Origin of the sequence: Paraburkholderia sp. J7, from assembly GCF_905220155.1 — a bacterium.
Classification (GTDB): domain Bacteria; phylum Pseudomonadota; class Gammaproteobacteria; order Burkholderiales; family Burkholderiaceae; genus Paraburkholderia.
In genome coordinates this window covers 182,369-198,559 of record NZ_CAJMYZ010000008.1, presented here as the reverse complement: position 1 = coordinate 198,559, position 16,191 = coordinate 182,369, and the positions used below count along the sequence as shown (strand labels likewise).

Here is a 16,191-nt window from a genome sequence, read left to right as displayed (position 1 = left end):
TTGATACTCGAAATCCCTTGTAGAAAGGAGCATGCAGTGAGTTTGGAGTTGACGCGAGGCGAACTGCTTCGACAGGAAAATTTCATCGACGGCAAGTGGATCGCCGCCGCCGGAGGCAGCCGTTACGCGGTGACGAATCCCGCGACGCAGGACACGCTCGCGCAGGTTGCCAACAGCTCGGCCCGCGATGCCCGCGCGGCGACTGAAGCGGCGAGCCGCACCTTGCCCGCCTGGCGCGACAAGCTGCCCCGCGAGCGGGCGCAGGTGCTCAGCCGTTGGCACGCGCTCATCATCGAGAACAGCGAGGATCTGGCCCGCCTCATGTCTATGGAGCAGGGCAAGCCGCTCGCGGAGGCGCGCGGCGAAGTCGCGTATGGGGCTTCGTACGTCGCGTGGTTTGCCGGAGAGGCGACGAAGGTCTATGGCGACATCATTCCGCAGACGCAGCGCGGCAAGCGCATGAGCGCGATCAAGGAGCCGATTGGCGTGGTCGCCGCGATCACGCCGTGGAATTTCCCGCTCGCAATGATCGCGCGCAAGATCGCCCCGGCGCTCGCTGCCGGCTGCACCGTCGTGGCGAAGCCCGCCGAAGACACGCCGCTCACGGCACTCGCGCTCGCCGCGCTTGCGCAGGAGGCGGGCTTGCCCGACGGCGTACTCAACATGATCTCGGCCGCGCGTGACGAAGGTATTGCCGCTGTGGCCGACTGGCTCGCCGACGATCGCGTGCGCAAGATCACCTTCACGGGCTCGACGGCGGTGGGCAAGCATCTGGCGCGCGAGTCGGCAGGCACGCTCAAGAAGCTCTCGCTGGAACTGGGCGGCAACGCGCCGTTTATCGTGTTCGAGGACGCCGACCTCGACGCGGCCGTCAACGGCCTGATGGCGGCCAAGTTCCGCAACGGCGGCCAGACCTGCGTCTGTCCCAACCGCATCTACGTGCATGAATCGGTGTACGAACGATTTGGGCATCTGCTCGCGCAGCGTGTGGCTGCGCTTCACGTTGGACCGGCGACGGACCTGAAGGCGCAAATCGGCCCGATGATCAACGAGCGCGCGATCGACAAGATCGCAAAGCACGTCGACGACGCCGTGGCGAACGGCGCGCGCGTACTCACGGGCGGCAAGCGACTTGGCGAACTGGGACCGAATTATTACGCGCCCACCGTGCTCGCCGACGCGACCGACGCGATGGTGCTGTGCTGCGAGGAAACGTTCGGGCCTGTGGCGCCGCTATTCCGATTCACGGACGAGAACGATGTAATCAGGATTGCAAACGATACGCCATTCGGTCTCGCTGCTTACTTCTACACAAACGACGTGCGCCGAATCGATCGTGTGGCGCGAAAACTGGAAGTCGGTATCGTCGGCATCAACGAGGGCGCCGTGGCCAGCGAAGCAGCGCCTTTCGGCGGCGTGAAGGAGTCCGGCTATGGGCGCGAAGGCTCGAAGTATGGCCTCGACGATTACCTCAGCATCAAGTATCTGTGCCAGGGTGGGCTCGACTGAAACTCGCGGCGCGCTGCGGTGTACGAAGACCGGCCACGTGGCCGGTTGATTCGATCGCACTTCGGCGTATCGGGAGCAGAACAATAGGCAGCCAATTGATCAATTTGCGCTGCGTAAAAGATGCCACGTAAATATACGAACGATCGCACATATTATTCTTTTCGCTGTCTGTTCATCTCCGTGAAGCTGGCTTGACGACTGAATAATTTCTTCATTTTTCAGTAAACACTAAAGTCGATGTTTTGAGTGTCGATAATGCAATCTGGTGCTTGTCCGGTTTTCAGTTCGCGACAAACTTCAATTTCCTTGTTTACGGCAGAGCCACTCCTCGACGATGCAGCGCACCCACTTTTCAATCAATGGTCGTCTCGTTGCGGCCATGTTGTTCCTTAGCATTCTTCTGGTTGTAATTGGCGGGTTCGGGCTCGCGGGCATGGTGGCCAGCAACGATGCGAACCGCCATACCTACTCGGAACAATTGCCGAAATCAATTGCCGTTGGGGAAATGACCATCATGGTCGGGCGCCAGCGCACATCGCTCGACCGCTCCGCGATCAATCCAGGCTCGGATGACGCGCAGAACATGTACGGGAAAGAGAAGGAGGTCCGTGATGCCGCCGATGCAGCATGGCAAAAATATCTTTCCCTGCCGCGCGATGCGGAGGAGGACCGGCTGGCTGCCGGCGTGACTCAGCAGTACCAGGCGACTGAAGCGGAGCTGGCGCGTTTTCGTGAAGCCACGCAGCGCGGCAATCGCGACGAAATTCTCAAGCTGATGTTTAGCGTGGGGAAGGTCTATACGAGCATGCAGGACGCTGCGAACGCACTGAAAAAGTATCAGTTCGATCAATCGAAAGAGCAGTACGAAGCGACCGAGCGCCGCTATCAGCTATTTCTTGCGGCGAGCATTGTCGCAATCATCGCGGGACTCTGCGCAGCGGCGGCCAGCTGGTATTTCCTGCGCAAGGCGATTCTCGTGCCCGTGAACGATGCCATCACGCATTTCGGGCAGATCGCGCAGGGCAATCTCGGTCGCAAGATCGAGGTCCGCACGAACGATGAAATGGGCCGCATGCTCGGCGGGCTGGTGGAGATGCAGGCGAACCTGCGACGCACGGTGCGCACGCTGAGTGAAGGCAGCAACGCTATCGCGACCGCGACCCGCCAGATTGCTGCAGGCAACGCCGACTTGTCGGCACGCACCGAATCGCAGGCGGCATCGCTCCAGGAGACGGCAACGAGCGCGGAGCAGCTGTCGAGCACCGTGCGCCAAAACGCCGACAACGTGCAGCGCGCGAGCGAGCTGTCGTCATCGGCATCGGATATTGCGCGGCGCGGGCACGAAGTCGTTTCGCGCGTCGTGAAGACGATGGGCGACATCAGCCAAAGCTCTGCGTCGGTGGCGGAGATCACCTCGATCATCGAAGGGATCGCGTTCCAGACCAACATCCTCGCGCTCAACGCGGCAGTCGAAGCCGCACGTGCCGGCGATCAGGGGCGCGGCTTCGCGGTCGTGGCGGGCGAGGTCCGCACGCTCGCCCAACGCTCTTCCGCCGCTGCGAAGGAAATTCGCGAGCTGATCGCGCAGTCGACGACGCGTATCGACGATGGCGCGCGGCAGGTCAACGAAGCCGGCGACACCATGAGTGAACTGATCGACGCGGTCGCGCGCACGAACTCCATCATGTCGGAGATCGCGGCAGCGACACAGGAGCAGAGCCATGGGCTCAGCCAGGTCAGCATTGCCGTGAACAACATGGACAACGCCACGCAGCAGAATGCCGCCCTCGTCGAGGAGGCCGCTGCGGCGGCGAGTTCACTCGAGGACCAGGCGCGCATGCTCGCGGCGACGGCGGCGCAGTTCTCGCTCGGCGACGAGGCAGCCTGACTTGTGTTGAGCCCGGCGGTGCCGGGCTCGCTGCGCTGCGACAAAGCGCCGCATATAATTAAGTAAAAACATAATTATTCAACAGAGAAAAAATCCCATGTCCCAAGAACAGGAGCCGCGCCGCCGCTTCCTGCGGCAGGTGCTGGCCATCGTGCCCGCCGCAACGGTCGCGTCGGGTGCAACGCTCACTCAAAGTGCCTGCAGCAGCAATGCATCCCCCGCTGCGACCGCCAGCGAAAACTACCAGCCCACGTATTTCACGGCTGCGGAATGGAAATTTCTGCATGCAGCCGTGGACCGTTTGATTCCCGAAGATGAACACGGCCCAGGTGCCGTGAAGGCCGGCGTGCCCGAATACATCGATCGCCAGATGGAAATGCCTTATGGCCACGGCAAGCTCTGGTACATGCAGGGGCCGTTCCATCCCGACGCCGTGCCGGAAATGGGCTACCAGATCAACCTCGCGCCGCGTGACGTCTACCGTCACGGCATCCAGGCCTGCGATGCGTACTGCGCCAGGACCCATGGTGGCAAGACCTTCGCCGAACTCGACGTGGCGGCGCAGGAAGCGGTGCTGCACGACATGGAGCACGGCAAGCTCGCGTTCGAAACCGTGCCCTCGCGCACCTTCTTCTCGTTCCTGCTGGGCAACACCAAGGAAGGCTTCCTTGCCGATCCGATCTACGGCGGCAACAAGGACATGGCCGGCTGGAAGATGGTCGGCTTTCCGGGCGCGCGCGCGGACTTCATGGACTGGATCGATCAACCGGGCGTGAAGTACCCGTACGGTCCGGTGTCGATCAATGGCAGGCGGGGGTAAGCAGTGGCGATCAAGAAGAACAAGGTCGATTGTGTCATCGCAGGTTTTGGCTGGACCGGCGCGATTCTCGCGCAAGAACTGACCGATGCGGGTTTGAACGTAGTCGCGCTCGAACGCGGCGCGATGCGCGACACGCCGACTGATGCGAACTATCCAAAAGTTGTCGACGAACTCAAATATGGCGTGCGCGGCGCGCTTTTCCAGGATCTGTCGACCGAAACCGTGACTATCCGGCACGGCGTTGACGATCTCGCGGTGCCGTACCGTCAACACGCGTCGTTTTTGCTTGGCAATGGCGTGGGCGGCGCCGGTTTTCACTGGAACGGCATGCACTACCGGATGCTGCCCGAAGAACTGGAGTTGCGCACGCGCTATGAAGAGCGCTACGGCAAGAAGTTCATTCCCGAAGGCATGCAGGTTCAGGACTTCGGCGTCACCTATGACGAGATGGAGCCGTTCTTCGATTTCGCGGAGAAAGTGTTCGGCACGTCTGGAAAGGCGGGCAATCTCAACGGTCAGATCCAGGCGGGCGGAAACCCGCTCGAAGGGCGTCGCAGCAGCGAGTTTCCAACTCCGCCGCTAAAGAACGGCCTCGGCGCCACGCTCTTTGAAAAGGCCGCGCGCGAAGTGGGTTTTCATCCATACGATGCGCCTGCGGCGAACGCGTCGGCGCCGTATACGAACCCGTACGGCGTGCGGCTTGGCCCGTGCAACTTCTGCGGCTTCTGCGAAGACTTCGGCTGCTACATGTACTCGAAGGCGTCGCCACAGACCACTATTTTGCCAGTGCTGCTCAAGAAGCCCAATTTCGAACTGCGCACCAAATCGTACGTCACGAAGGTCATGCTTTCGCCGGACAAGAAGCGCGCGACCGGCGTCACCTACATCGACGCGCAAGGTCGCGAAGTCGAACAGCCCGCGGATATGGTCATCGTCGCCGCGTTCCAGATGCACAACGTGCGTCTGTTGCTGCTCTCGGGCATCGGCAAGCCGTACGACCCGAAAACGGGTGAAGGCGTGGTGGGGCGCAACTACGCGTATCAGATGAACGGCGGCATCAACGTGCTTCTGCCGAAGGGTACGCAGCTCAATCCTTTCATCGGCAGTGGCGCAGGCGGCGTGGGCATGGACGATCTCAACGGCGATCAGTTCGACCATGGTCCACTCGGCTTTCTCGGCGGCGCGAGCGTGCGTCACATTCGAACGGGTGGCCGTCCGATCAAGCAGGCCGCGACCGTACCCGGCACGCCGACCTGGGGCAGCGGATGGAAAGCCGGCATTTCGGATGCGTACCAGCGTTACATGACGATCGGCATTTCGGGTTCCGTGATGCCGTATCGCGATGCCTACCTCGACCTTGATCCGACCTATCGCGATGCGTACGGTTTGCCGCTGCTGCGCATGACGTTCGACTGGCACGACAACGAGTACGCGATGCTCGACTACGTCGGCACGCGCATGGAAGAAGTCGCAAAGGCGATGAATCCCGAGAAGTATTTCCGCGCGATCCGCAAGAAAGGCCAGCACTACGACACGCGCGTGTACCAGTCGACGCATACCACGGGCGGCGCTGTGATGGGCGCATCGCCCGCGACGAGCGTCGTCAACAAGTATCTGCAAAGCTGGGACGTGCCCAACGTGTTCGTGATGGGCGCCTCGGCGTTCCCGCAGAACATGGGCTATAACCCGACGGGCATTGTCGCGGCACTCTCGTATCACTCGGCCAAGGCGATTCGCGAGCAGTATCTGAAGAACCCGGCTGCGCTGGTGCAGGCATAAGGAGCGGGCAAACATCATGAAAAAGATTACGTTTGCCATGGCCTGTACGGTTGCTTTTATGACGACTGCAGCGAGTGCCGGTGTATCCGCGCAGGCCGTGGCTGCAGCCGCGCCAACCGCTGCCGACGCACAGCTGATCCAGAAGGGCCGCTACCTCGCAGCCGCAGGCGACTGTATTGCCTGCCACAGGGCGAAGGGCGGCAAGCCGTTCGCGGGCGGTCTTGGCATCGCATCGCCGATCGGCACGATCTACTCGACCAACATCACGCCCGACAAGGCTACCGGCATCGGCACCTACACGCTCGACGACTTCGATCGCGCCGTGCGCCACGGTGTCGCGAAGGATGGTTCGACGCTGTACCCAGCCATGCCGTACGTCTCGTATGCAAAGATCAAACCTTCGGATGTGAAAGCGCTGTACGCGTATTTCATGCATGGGGTCGAGCCGGTCTCGCAGGGCAATCGCGCGTCCGACATTCCGTGGCCGCTCTCGATGCGCTGGCCGTTGCGCTTCTGGCGCGGGGCATTTGCACCGGAAGTCGCGAGCGACGACAGCCCGCTGCCGAACAACCCGGTTGCGCGTGGCCGCTATCTCGTGGAAGGCCTCGCGCACTGCAGCGCGTGCCACACGCCCAGAGGGTATGGCCTGGAGGAGAAGTCGCTGACCGACGACGGCAGCCTGTTCCTGTCGGGCGGCGTGGTCGACGGCTATCTCGCGAAGAATCTGCGTGGCGACCGCAAGGACGGCCTTGGGAACTGGAGCGAAGCTGACATCGTCGCGTTCCTGAAGAGCGGACGCACGGCGCATTCGGCCGCGTTCGGCGGGATGGCGGAAGTCGTGCAGAACAGCACGCAGCATATGAGTGATCAGGACCTTGCTGCGATCGCCGCGTACCTCAAAACGCTCGCGCCGGCCAACACATCGGGTAGCACACTCGCGGCCGATCCTGCCTCGGCCAACGCGTTGCGCGCCGGCACTGACCGCAGCAACGGTGCGCTGACATTCGTCGACAACTGCGCGGCGTGCCACCGTACGAGCGGCAGCGGCTACGAGAGCACGTTCCCGACGTTGGCACTGTCGACGGTCGTGAACACGGACGATCCGACCTCGCTGATCCACATCGTGCTGCAAGGCGGAGAGATGCCGTGGACCAAGGCAGGTCCGACGCACTACGCCATGCCCGGATTCGACGCGCGACTGACGGACCGTGACGTCGCAGATGTACTGACGTTCGTCCGTGCGAGCTGGGGAAATCATGCTTCGCCAGTAACAGCCGAGCAGGTCGCCAAAGTACGCAAGTCGTCCGGGGCCGCCGCTCAACCGTCACGAGCCGAGAATCCGTAGCGCTCTGTGGTCAACCGTTGTCAACCGTTTGTTCGTAGGCGAGGAAGGCTGAGCACCGCCTCGCCGCTTGCAAGCCAGGGGGCACTGCAGACGAATAGCTTCTGCCATGGGGGGGCAGCCTGCGAAACGGATTCTCCGTGCCCTATTACTACGGCGCACCTTGATCGTTCAAGCGCAAAGCAGGATGATCTGCATCAAACGTCAGCGCGTTACCCCAAGTACCGTAGGGGATGATATTTCGTCATTGACCGCGAGGTGCGAAATGACCCAGCAATCTGCCACGAATGCTTCCGTGCCCTTCGCGAGGATCATGGTCGCCGTCGATTCCACCCCGGCCTCGGCCGCGGCAATCGGGTATCTGAGGCGGCTCCTGCATCCCGGCACAACGTTGTGCATCGTGTCCGTCGCCGAGAATCCGCGCACGCTCGTGCCACTCGGAGCGTGGGTTGGGTCGCGGCTCGAGGCTGCGCGAGAGGAGCTACGGCGTGATGCCGGGGAGGCGATTGAGGCGGCACGATCCGCGCTGGATGGCTGCGGATCTCAGCTGGAGACGCAACTGATCGACCTGTGCAAGGAAGGGGGAGACCTCGTACACGCTCTCGCCGAAGCGATGTCGCAATGGTCCCCCGACCTTGTTGTCCTCGGCACGCGGCATCACCGGGCGCTGTTGCGCTGGGTGGAGGGCGAGGTTTCCGCACCGCTTGCCCGGCTGCTTCAATGGCCAGTCCTGATCGTGCCGGTCGGCCATGAGGCCGGGTCGGACGCATTGCCGTCCCGGGTTCTTTTTGCGACCGACGGGAGCGCCGCGTCCGTGGCCGCTTTGCGTGTGGGTGCCCGGTTGGTCGCGCCGCGGGCGGATTGCCGCGTCATTTACGTTGTTGACCGGCTACTCGCATCCGGGACAGGGCCCTTCGAAAGACAACTCGAAACCGTGCTGACCGAGAGCGGGCATATTGCCGTCAAGGCGGCCGCAGACGAGCTTGCCGCGCACGGCCAGCAAAAGGAATGGGTGGTGGAGACGGCGCTCATCAAGACGAGGAATACGTATGATGACGTGCCTCACACGATCGACCGGGAGGCGCGGCACTGGAAGGCGCAGCTCGTGGTACTGGGAACGCACGGGCGCCGCGGTCTCACGCGCTGGCTGCTCGGCAGCGTCGCGGAACGGGAGGTGCGCTTGAGCGCGGTGCCGCTGCTACTCGTACCGGAATCGGCCGGTTGATCCCGCGGCAGGACGCATTTCGCCGGTCGGCGGCGCACGTCGGAGACTGTCGCAACCGCAAACGGAGTTCGGCCCCGGCGAAGTTGCCGAAGCCCGAAGCGTGCGCAAGTGCGCTCATGGAGGAGCGGCGTGAAGACCCTCGCGATCCTGTTTCTGATTGTGTTGCTCATCAATCTCATGCCGGCGTTTGCGCCGCCAACCTGGATGGCCATGTCGTGGGTCGGCTTCAATGTTCGCGAGGGCAGCCCGCTGCTCTTTGCCCTTGTAGCGGCCAGTGCGGCGACGCTCGGTCGACTCGCGCTGGCCGGCTTCTCTCGTTCACTGGTAAGAAGGCGCTGGATTCGCGAGGCGGATCGACAAAACATTGACGTGGTCAGCGCATGGCTCAAGAAGCATAAGAAGAAGACGGCCGGAGCCTTTGTGCTCTATGCGCTTAGCCCGTTTCCGTCCAACTATCTGTTCATCGCTTACGGGCTGTCGGGCTTGCCGCTCAGGTTTATCGGCGCAGCGTTTTTCGCAGGGCGCACGGTGAGCTACGTGATCTGGGCTCGTCTCGGGCGGTTTGCATCGGAGGTCGTCGATCCTGAGGCCCTGCTCGACGGGCAGTATCTTGGAATCGGCTTCGCGCTTTCGCAACTGGCACTGCTGGCGTCGGTTTACGCGTTCATGAAACTCGACTGGAAGATGCTGATAGAGCAGCGCAAGTTGAGATGGCGACGACCAGTCAAGCAGTCGGGCAGAAGAGACGAGGGTTCTGCAGATTCTTGAGCTTTCAGCTGCCGGAGCCCACCCAACAAGACCATTGCGCAAGCGGAGCATTTTGAGGCGTATGGCACGGCCATTTTTGGCCTGACTTCCTGGAGCAGTCGCAGTATTCGTCAGAGGTGCTTGCACATGCAAACGGCACTCGCCGGACAGAGCTCTGCAAACTCCCTGCTGCCTTGCACCACTGCCGGAGTCTCATCTCGGGGAACTGTCGTATATCCCGCATTCTGAAAGAAAACCTTCGCCGTGGTTGTCAAAAGCCACAGCGATGCGACACCTTTGGCTCTTGCCGTCCTTTCCATTTTCTTGATCAGTTCCTGGCCGAGTCCGCGAGAGCGATCGTCGCGGGCAACAACGAGCGACCGCAGCAACGCATGGCTCTCAAATCGCTCAAGTCCTACCACGCCCACGAGATCCGGACCAACCGCCACGAGAAAATCGTCCAGGAGCGCATCAGTCACGTCTTCGATCGGCAGTTGGTTCTCCTCAAGCAGTCTTCTGATCGAATTGAGGTCGCCTGGTTGCGCTTCACGAATATTCATCTTCATGTCCTTGTTCATTCAGGCAATCAGGAGTAACCGTTTGCCGGGAAGGCAAGCATTGCCTTTCTGCACTGGCCCCTCACGGGCAAGCCTCGCTTCAAAGCATGGGCGAATGCAGATGGTCGGGATGATCGAGCATGTCCGCCACGAGGTGCAGCGACTCTTCCATCGCGCTTGCATCGCCTGGCCCGCCCAGGCAGATGCGCACGGCATTGGGCGGATTGCCATCGGTACTGAATGCGGCGCCGGAGACCACGCCAATCTGCTTCGTGCGCAGATGCGATGCGAGTTCTGACGCGCTCCAGCCCGTTTCCGAAGGCACCGTGAGCCAAAGATGAAAGCAGTCGCTGGACGCTTCGATTTCGCGCGCGGCAAAGACCTGTGCCGCAATATGCTGGCGTACCGCGCACTCATTGCGAATGGCCCCTAGCATCTGCTGTGCAACGCCGTTCTCGATCCAGCGCGCTGCGAGATTCGACATATACGGACTCGCCATCACGGTGGTCGCGCGCAGCGCGCCGGAAAGCCGCTCCGCATGACGCGCGCCCGGCGCGACGACAAAGGCCACGCGCAAACCCGCGCCGAAGCACTTGGACATGCCCGTCACGTAGTAGGTGAGTTCGGGCGCGAGCGTGGCGAGCGCGACGGGCGGGGTTTCGCAAAGCATGCCGTAGGCGTCGTCCTCGATGATGGGCACGTTGTAGCGAAGCGCGATATCGGCAATATGCTCGCGGCGGGTTTGCGAGAGCGTGCGCGTGGTCGGATTCTGCAGCGTGGGATTGCAGTAGAGCACGCCGGGCTTGCGCGTCTTGCAGAGCGCTTCGAACGCTGTGGCGTTGAGGCCTTCGTCGTCGCGCGGCAACGGCGCGAGCGGCATGCCAAGCTGATTCGCGATCACCTTCAAACCGGGATACGCGAGGCAATCGGTACAGATCGCTTCGCCGGGCTTGACGAGCCTGAGTAGCAAAGCGACGAGCGCGTTGTGTATGCCGGGGCAGACCAGCAGCGCGTCTGTGCGATGCGAAGGCAGCGTATGACGCAGCCACTGGCTCGCCATGCTGCGCTCGTACTGCGAGCCGCCAAAATCCTGATAACGCAGCATGGACCACGGGTCGGCCGTGCCGATGATCTGCGCCGCCGATTCCGCGAGCAGCGCAGTCAATTCCGCCGGCTCGGGCGGCATGTTCATGGTCATTTCCAGCGCGGTACCTGCGCGAAGCGGGACCGCGGGCGGCCTTCCGCGCACGTATGAACCGCTGCCCGCGCGCGAATCGATCAAGCCCCGTTTGCGCGCTTCGGCATAGCCGCGCGCGAGCGTGGTGTAGTTGATCTTGAGCGCGTCGGAGAGATCGCGCAGCGCCGGCAGCCGGTCGCGCGGCCGCAGGCGGCCGCTCGCGACGTCTTCTTCGATGAGATCGGGAATGGTCTGATAAACGGGCTTGTCGCTTTCGGCAAGCCGTTTGAGCCAGTGGGCGGTGACGTTCGACATGGGGCGTTGCGCGAAAGCGCCTTCGACAATGAGCTGATTCATTCTAGTGAGAATGCGTGGTGAAAAATAAAACAATTGATCGCAGGTGATCGCATCGAATGATCCGAAATGATGCATGCATGCACCTGAATCGCATGCGTGTTGCCCAGTGCCGGGGCGAACCCGGCGCTGCGCGGATGACGGGCCACATCGTCCACGCACGCCTCGCTCGTGCTTCGCGAGAAAAAATCACCTGGATCATTCGCGGCACGCGGCATTGATTGGCAATTGATTGCATGGCGCGTGCCACTTGATGGCATATCCGTTGCGAAATGAGAGACGCCGGCCACCGGTCGGCCCCAGTCCCCAATCATTGAACGGAGTCACGCAATGCCCGCCATCACCACGCCCGCCCACAAGACCGGTGACTACCTCGTCGACTACGAAGAGAAGGTCTTCGAGGACGTCAAGGCAGAACGCGGCGAGAAAGCGCTCGTCACGTTCCATACCGTCGCGTTCGAAGGTTCCATCGGCTTCGTCAACATGCTCCAGGCCACACGCCTGCAGCGCAAAGGCTTTGAAACGTCGATCTTGCTCTACGGCCCGGGCGTGATGCTCGGCGTGCAGCGCGGCTTCCCGACGCTCGGGGCCGAAGCCTTTCCGGGCCATCTGAACTTCAACAACCAGCTGATGAAGTTCATGGCCGAAGGCGGCAAGGTCTACGCGTGCCGCTTCGCGCTGCAAGCGCTTTACGGCCAGACCGAAGCCGCGCTGATCGAAGGCGTGCGGGCCATCAATCCGCTCGACGTGCTCGACCTGAAGCTGCTGCATCGCAAGTCGAACGCGCTCGTGATCGACACCTGGACGGTTTGAGTTCGCACGGGTATCGCCATGTCGACCACATCCACGAAGCGCATCGTTCGCGCCGCCGCCGTGCAGATCGCGCCGGATCTCGAATCGTGCACGGGCACGCTCTCGCGTGTTGGCGACGCGATTGTCAGCGCCGCGCGCGAGGGCGTGCAGCTAGCCGTGTTTCCCGAAACGTTTCTGCCGTACTACCCGTACTTTTCGTTCGTGCTGCCGCCGGTGCAGTCGGGCGCGGAACATTTGCGGCTGTACGAGCAGGCGGTGACGATACCCGGCCCCGTGACGGAAACCATTGGCGCGCTCGCGCGCGAGCACGGCATGGTGATCGTGCTCGGCGTGAACGAGCGCGATCACGGCAGCCTCTACAACACACAGTTGATCTTCGATACGGACGGCCAGATCAAGGTGAAGCGGCGCAAGCTCACGCCCACGTTCCATGAACGCATGATCTGGGGGCAGGGCGACGCAGCCGGGCTGAAGGTCGCGCACACGGCCGTGGGCCGCGTGGGCGCGCTCGCTTGCTGGGAGCACTACAACCCGCTCGCGCGCTACGCGCTGATGACGCAGCACGAAGAAATTCATTGCAGCCAGTTTCCGGGTTCGCTCGTCGGGCCGATCTTCGCCGAACAGATCGAAGTGACGATCCGTCATCACGCGCTCGAATCGGGCTGTTTTGTTGTGAACGCAACGGGATGGCTGACCGACGCGCAGATCGCCTCCGTCACGAGCGACCCGAAGCTGCAAAAGGCGCTGCGCGGCGGCTGCAACGCGGCGATCGTCTCGCCCGAAGGTCAGCATCTGGCCGCGCCGCTGCGCGAAGGCGAGGGCATGGTGATCGCCGATCTCGACATGGCGCTCATCACCAAGCGCAAACGGATGATGGATTCGGTTGGCCACTACGCGCGGCCCGAACTGCTGAGTCTCGCGATCAACGAGCGGCCCGCCACGCCGGTTTTCTCTTTCGACGACACGCCCGTCACCGCTTCATGGAGTTCCCACGATGAATGCCAGCGTCAATTTCCCGGAATCGAGCCTGCAACTCTTGACTGAGCTGCAGTCGAGCGGCCTGCGCCTTGCCGCGCCCGATCACGAGGGGCTGTCGAGGCGTGGCGGCGCGGGGCCGTCCGATCACAAGGCCGTGGTCATCGACGGCGTCACGCTGATGGTGCCCGTGCATACGCACAGCGCGCATCAGTCCGCGTTCGTCGCGAATACGCCCGACGCCAATGGCGTGAGCGTGCTCACGCGCGGCAGCATTCCGATCGCGCAGATCGCGTTCGCAAAGCAGCCGCGCTTTTACAAGCTGCAAACGCTCGACGGCGTGCCGTATTCGCACATCGCCACGCTGCACGGCACGGATGTGCTTGCCACCACGGTGCTGCAAACCTGCATTCGCTACGAAAGCCGCAAGAAGGCGTGCAAGTTCTGCGCGATTGGCCAGTCGCTCGCCGCGGGGCGCACGGTCGCGCACAAGACGCCGCAACAATTGGCCGAAGTGGCGCGCGCGGCCGTGCTGCTCGACAACGTGAAGCACATGGTGCTCACGACCGGCACGCCGCCCACGCCCGATCGCGGCGCGGCCATTTTGTGCGACAGCGCGCGTGCGATCCGGCACGCAGTCGACCTGCCCATTCAGGCGCAATGCGAGCCGCCCGACGACGATGCGTGGTTCGCGCGCATGCGCGAGGTGGGCATCGATACGCTCGGCATGCATCTGGAAGTGCTGGGGGAGGCCGAGCGCGCGCGCATCATGCCAGGCAAGGCGGCGGTGCCGGTGAGCCGCTACATGTCGGCGTTCGAAGCGGCGGTCGAGGTGTTCGGGCGCGGCCAGGTGAGCACCTATATTCTCGCTGGCCTCGGCGATTCGCCTGAGCGTGTGCTCGAAATGGCGCAGCAACTGCTGCAGATCGGCGTGTATCCGTTCGTCGTGCCGTTCGTGCCCATCTCCGGCACGCCGCTCGAAGATCATGCGCCGCCCACACCGGAATTCATGCGCTCGATACTCGCGCCACTCGGCGCGATGGTGCGCGAGGCGGGCTTGCGCGCGGCCGATATCAAGGCAGGCTGCGGAAAATGTGGCGCGTGTTCTTCGCTCTCTTCATTCGAAAAGGTGGCGGCATGAACGCGATGCATCCTGGTGCCGGGGACGAACTCATGGTCGTGCGCTGGGCGCGCTACGCGTGGGAGCGCGAAGCCGCATTTGCCATTCGCCGCGCCGTGTTCTGCGAGGAGCAGGGCATCTTCGCGCACGACGATCGTGATGAGATCGACGCACACGCGCAACTGCTCGTGGCCGTTGTCAATCCGCACGGCGAGTCGCCGCAGGTGGTCGGCACCGTCCGGATTCATCGCGATCACGCGACGGAAGCGGCATGGTACGGCTCGCGCCTCGCGGTCAGCGCGCCATACCGGCGTCACGGCCGCATTGGCGCGACCTTGATCCGCCTTGCTGTGAGCAGCGCGCATGCATTCGGCTGCGAGACGTTCCTCGCGCACGTTCAGGCGCAGAATGCGCCGCTCTTTCGCCGGCTGCACTGGCACACGGTCGAAGAGGCGATGGTCTTCGGGCGCGCGCATCACGTCATGCGTGCCGATCTCGCACACTATCCGCCCTGCGCCACGCCTTTCGACGGCTTCGTCGTCGATCAGCGGAGGGCGGCATGACGCTCGACGAAATCTTGGCAAAACTGCGCGCGAGCCGCGGCGTTGCGCACAAGTCCGATATCGCGCCTGTGCTGGCCGTGCTCGACGCAGGTAGCAAGGGCAACGCAGACTCCGCGATGATGGCCGCAGGCGACGACTGCGCCGCGATACCCGACGGCGACGGGTATCTGCTCTTCGCCGCCGAAGGCATGGTGAGCGACCTGATCGAGGCGATGCCGTGGTTCGCGGGCTACTGCTCGGTGCTCGTGAACGTGAGCGACGTGTGCGCGATGGGCGGCCGGCCGACTGCTGTCGTCGATGTGATCTGGAGCGATGGCCTGGAACCCGCCGCGCCGGTGCTCGAAGGCATGGCGGCGGCGTCGCGGCAACTGGGCGTGCCGATCGTGGGCGGCCATAGCAACGCGCGCAGCGAGCGCACGCAACTCGCGGTGGCAATCGTAGGTCGTGCGAAGCATCTGCTTTCGAGCTTTGCGGCACGGGCCGGCGAGAAGCTGCTCATGGCCGTGGACCTGCGCGGCGCGTTCGTGGAGCCGTATCCGTACTGGAACGCCGCGACCGAAGCGCCCGCACACCGTCTGCGCGGTGACCTGGCGGTGCTCGCGGAACTTGCCGAAAGCGGGCTCTGCGCGGCTGCGAAGGACATCAGCATGGCGGGCATCGCGGGAACCGCGATGATGCTGGCCGAGTGCTCGCGTGTGGGCGTGCGCATCGATCTCGATCGATTGCCCAAGCCTGCGGACGTGCCGCTCGCGCGCTGGCTCGAGATTTTCCCGAGCTTCGGCTATTTGCTGAGCGTACGGGACGAGCATGTCGATGCGGTCATCGCGCGTTTTCAGGCGCGCGACATCGCATGTGCGCAGATCGGCGAAATTCACGGCGACCCGTCCATCGACCTGCAACTCGGCGGCGCAACGCGCAGCGTCTGGCGTCTCGACGCGCAGCCGTTCATCGTGCCCGCCGACCGGCGCGCGACGCGCGCGTTCGAGCAGCCAACCGTTTGCACGTCTACCTGAGCGCCCCTCCCGGAGAGCAACCATGCCTGTTACCCATTTCGTGGTGCGCTGGCCCGACGGCCACGAAGCGCGCTGTTATTCCCCCTCGACCATCGTGCGCGAGCATCTGCAACCCGGCGTCTACCCGCTCGAGCTTTTTCTCGCCAGGGCGCACGACGCGCTGTGCGCGGCGTCCGAGCGTGTGCGCGAGAAGTTCGGCTACGCGTGTTCGTCGGCGCAGGACCAGTGGACAGCGATCGAACTCGCTGCACAGCCATTCCGTTCGCAACCGGCGGCGCAGGTGACCGTCGTGAGCGTCGACTGAACCTA

At 63.1% G+C, this 16,191-nt stretch carries 15 protein-coding genes; 13 read left to right on the top strand and 2 right to left on the bottom strand.

Annotated elements, in window-relative coordinates; all coding sequences use genetic code 11:
• The first annotated feature begins 36 nt into the window (after positions 1-36).
• From U5A58_RS15555 to U5A58_RS15525, 7 genes are all read left to right on the top strand, one after another.
• The gene (locus tag U5A58_RS15555; protein ID WP_321962069.1) at positions 37-1,509 is read left to right on the top strand and encodes an NAD-dependent succinate-semialdehyde dehydrogenase; all 1,473 of its coding nucleotides are present in this window, start codon (positions 37-39) and stop codon (positions 1,507-1,509) included.
• A 334-nt stretch (positions 1,510-1,843) separates the two neighbouring features.
• The gene (locus U5A58_RS15550) at positions 1,844-3,397 is read left to right on the top strand and encodes a methyl-accepting chemotaxis protein (protein ID WP_321914553.1); all 1,554 of its coding nucleotides are present in this window, start codon (positions 1,844-1,846) and stop codon (positions 3,395-3,397) included.
• Between the two features lie 97 nt (positions 3,398-3,494).
• On the top strand, positions 3,495-4,217 hold the full coding sequence (locus tag U5A58_RS15545; RefSeq protein WP_321962068.1) for a gluconate 2-dehydrogenase subunit 3 family protein: 723 nt from the start codon (positions 3,495-3,497) through the stop codon (positions 4,215-4,217).
• A gap of 3 nt (positions 4,218-4,220) precedes the next feature.
• Positions 4,221-5,996 (top strand): GMC family oxidoreductase, encoded by a 1,776-nt coding sequence (locus U5A58_RS15540; protein ID WP_321962067.1) that lies wholly within the window; start codon positions 4,221-4,223, stop codon positions 5,994-5,996.
• 16 nt (positions 5,997-6,012) lie between these two features.
• The gene (locus U5A58_RS15535) at positions 6,013-7,341 is read left to right on the top strand and encodes a cytochrome c (RefSeq protein ID WP_321962066.1); all 1,329 of its coding nucleotides are present in this window, start codon (positions 6,013-6,015) and stop codon (positions 7,339-7,341) included.
• A gap of 262 nt (positions 7,342-7,603) precedes the next feature.
• Entirely contained in the window at positions 7,604-8,563 is a 960-nt protein-coding gene (locus U5A58_RS15530; RefSeq protein ID WP_321914557.1) for a universal stress protein, read from the top strand.
• A gap of 129 nt (positions 8,564-8,692) precedes the next feature.
• The gene (locus U5A58_RS15525; protein WP_321962065.1) at positions 8,693-9,331 is read left to right on the top strand and encodes a hypothetical protein; all 639 of its coding nucleotides are present in this window, start codon (positions 8,693-8,695) and stop codon (positions 9,329-9,331) included.
• 110 nt (positions 9,332-9,441) lie between these two features.
• Here the strand turns inward: U5A58_RS15525 and arsN2 are convergent, their stop codons facing one another.
• Positions 9,442-9,888 (bottom strand): arsenic resistance N-acetyltransferase ArsN2, encoded by a 447-nt coding sequence (gene arsN2, locus U5A58_RS15520; RefSeq protein ID WP_321962064.1) that lies wholly within the window; start codon positions 9,886-9,888, stop codon positions 9,442-9,444.
• Positions 9,889-9,967: 79 nt separating this feature from the next.
• On the bottom strand, positions 9,968-11,359 hold the full coding sequence (locus U5A58_RS15515; protein ID WP_321962155.1) for a PLP-dependent aminotransferase family protein: 1,392 nt from the start codon (positions 11,357-11,359) through the stop codon (positions 9,968-9,970).
• 369 nt (positions 11,360-11,728) lie between these two features.
• Here U5A58_RS15515 and U5A58_RS15510 point away from each other — a divergent pair, with 369 nt between their 5' ends.
• The 6 genes from U5A58_RS15510 to U5A58_RS15485 are packed head-to-tail and all read left to right on the top strand — an operon-like array spanning position 11,729 to position 16,186.
• Positions 11,729-12,211, top strand: coding sequence for an MSMEG_0572/Sll0783 family nitrogen starvation response protein (locus U5A58_RS15510; RefSeq protein WP_321914559.1), 483 nt, complete (start codon positions 11,729-11,731; stop codon positions 12,209-12,211).
• 18 nt (positions 12,212-12,229) lie between these two features.
• Entirely contained in the window at positions 12,230-13,255 is a 1,026-nt protein-coding gene (locus tag U5A58_RS15505) for a Nit6803 family nitrilase (protein ID WP_321962063.1), read from the top strand.
• The gene (locus tag U5A58_RS15500; RefSeq protein WP_321962062.1) at positions 13,206-14,327 is read left to right on the top strand and encodes an MSMEG_0568 family radical SAM protein; all 1,122 of its coding nucleotides are present in this window, start codon (positions 13,206-13,208) and stop codon (positions 14,325-14,327) included. The genes U5A58_RS15505 and U5A58_RS15500 overlap by 50 nt, the downstream gene beginning before the upstream one ends.
• Positions 14,324-14,869, top strand: a complete 546-nt coding sequence (locus tag U5A58_RS15495) for an MSMEG_0567/Sll0786 family nitrogen starvation N-acetyltransferase (protein WP_415774230.1) — start codon at positions 14,324-14,326, stop codon at positions 14,867-14,869. The genes U5A58_RS15500 and U5A58_RS15495 overlap by 4 nt, the downstream gene beginning before the upstream one ends.
• Positions 14,866-15,882, top strand: a complete 1,017-nt coding sequence (locus U5A58_RS15490) for a sll0787 family AIR synthase-like protein (protein WP_321962061.1) — start codon at positions 14,866-14,868, stop codon at positions 15,880-15,882. Before U5A58_RS15495 ends, U5A58_RS15490 begins: the two co-directional genes overlap by 4 nt.
• 22 nt (positions 15,883-15,904) lie before the next feature.
• The gene (locus U5A58_RS15485; protein WP_321962060.1) at positions 15,905-16,186 is read left to right on the top strand and encodes an MSMEG_0570 family nitrogen starvation response protein; all 282 of its coding nucleotides are present in this window, start codon (positions 15,905-15,907) and stop codon (positions 16,184-16,186) included.
• Positions 16,187-16,191: the final 5 nt, after the last annotated feature.

What these genes read in the sequence shown, in the direction of transcription:
- U5A58_RS15550 (WP_321914553.1), top strand. Translation starts at nt 1,844, where the DNA reads ATGCAGCGCACCCACTTTTCAATCAATGGTCGTCTCGTTGCGGCCATG.
- U5A58_RS15545 (WP_321962068.1), top strand. Translation starts at nt 3,495, where the DNA reads ATGTCCCAAGAACAGGAGCCGCGCCGCCGCTTCCTGCGGCAGGTGCTG.
- U5A58_RS15535 (WP_321962066.1), top strand. Translation starts at nt 6,013, where the DNA reads ATGAAAAAGATTACGTTTGCCATGGCCTGTACGGTTGCTTTTATGACG.
- U5A58_RS15530 (WP_321914557.1), top strand. Translation starts at nt 7,604, where the DNA reads ATGACCCAGCAATCTGCCACGAATGCTTCCGTGCCCTTCGCGAGGATC.
- arsN2 (WP_321962064.1), bottom strand. Translation starts at nt 9,888, where the DNA reads ATGAACAAGGACATGAAGATGAATATTCGTGAAGCGCAACCAGGCGAC.
- U5A58_RS15515 (WP_321962155.1), bottom strand. Translation starts at nt 11,359, where the DNA reads ATGTCGAACGTCACCGCCCACTGGCTCAAACGGCTTGCCGAAAGCGAC.
- U5A58_RS15510 (WP_321914559.1), top strand. Translation starts at nt 11,729, where the DNA reads ATGCCCGCCATCACCACGCCCGCCCACAAGACCGGTGACTACCTCGTC.
- U5A58_RS15505 (WP_321962063.1), top strand. Translation starts at nt 12,230, where the DNA reads ATGTCGACCACATCCACGAAGCGCATCGTTCGCGCCGCCGCCGTGCAG.
- U5A58_RS15500 (WP_321962062.1), top strand. Translation starts at nt 13,206, where the DNA reads ATGAATGCCAGCGTCAATTTCCCGGAATCGAGCCTGCAACTCTTGACT.
- U5A58_RS15495 (WP_415774230.1), top strand. Translation starts at nt 14,324, where the DNA reads ATGAACGCGATGCATCCTGGTGCCGGGGACGAACTCATGGTCGTGCGC.
- U5A58_RS15490 (WP_321962061.1), top strand. Translation starts at nt 14,866, where the DNA reads ATGACGCTCGACGAAATCTTGGCAAAACTGCGCGCGAGCCGCGGCGTT.
- U5A58_RS15485 (WP_321962060.1), top strand. Translation starts at nt 15,905, where the DNA reads ATGCCTGTTACCCATTTCGTGGTGCGCTGGCCCGACGGCCACGAAGCG.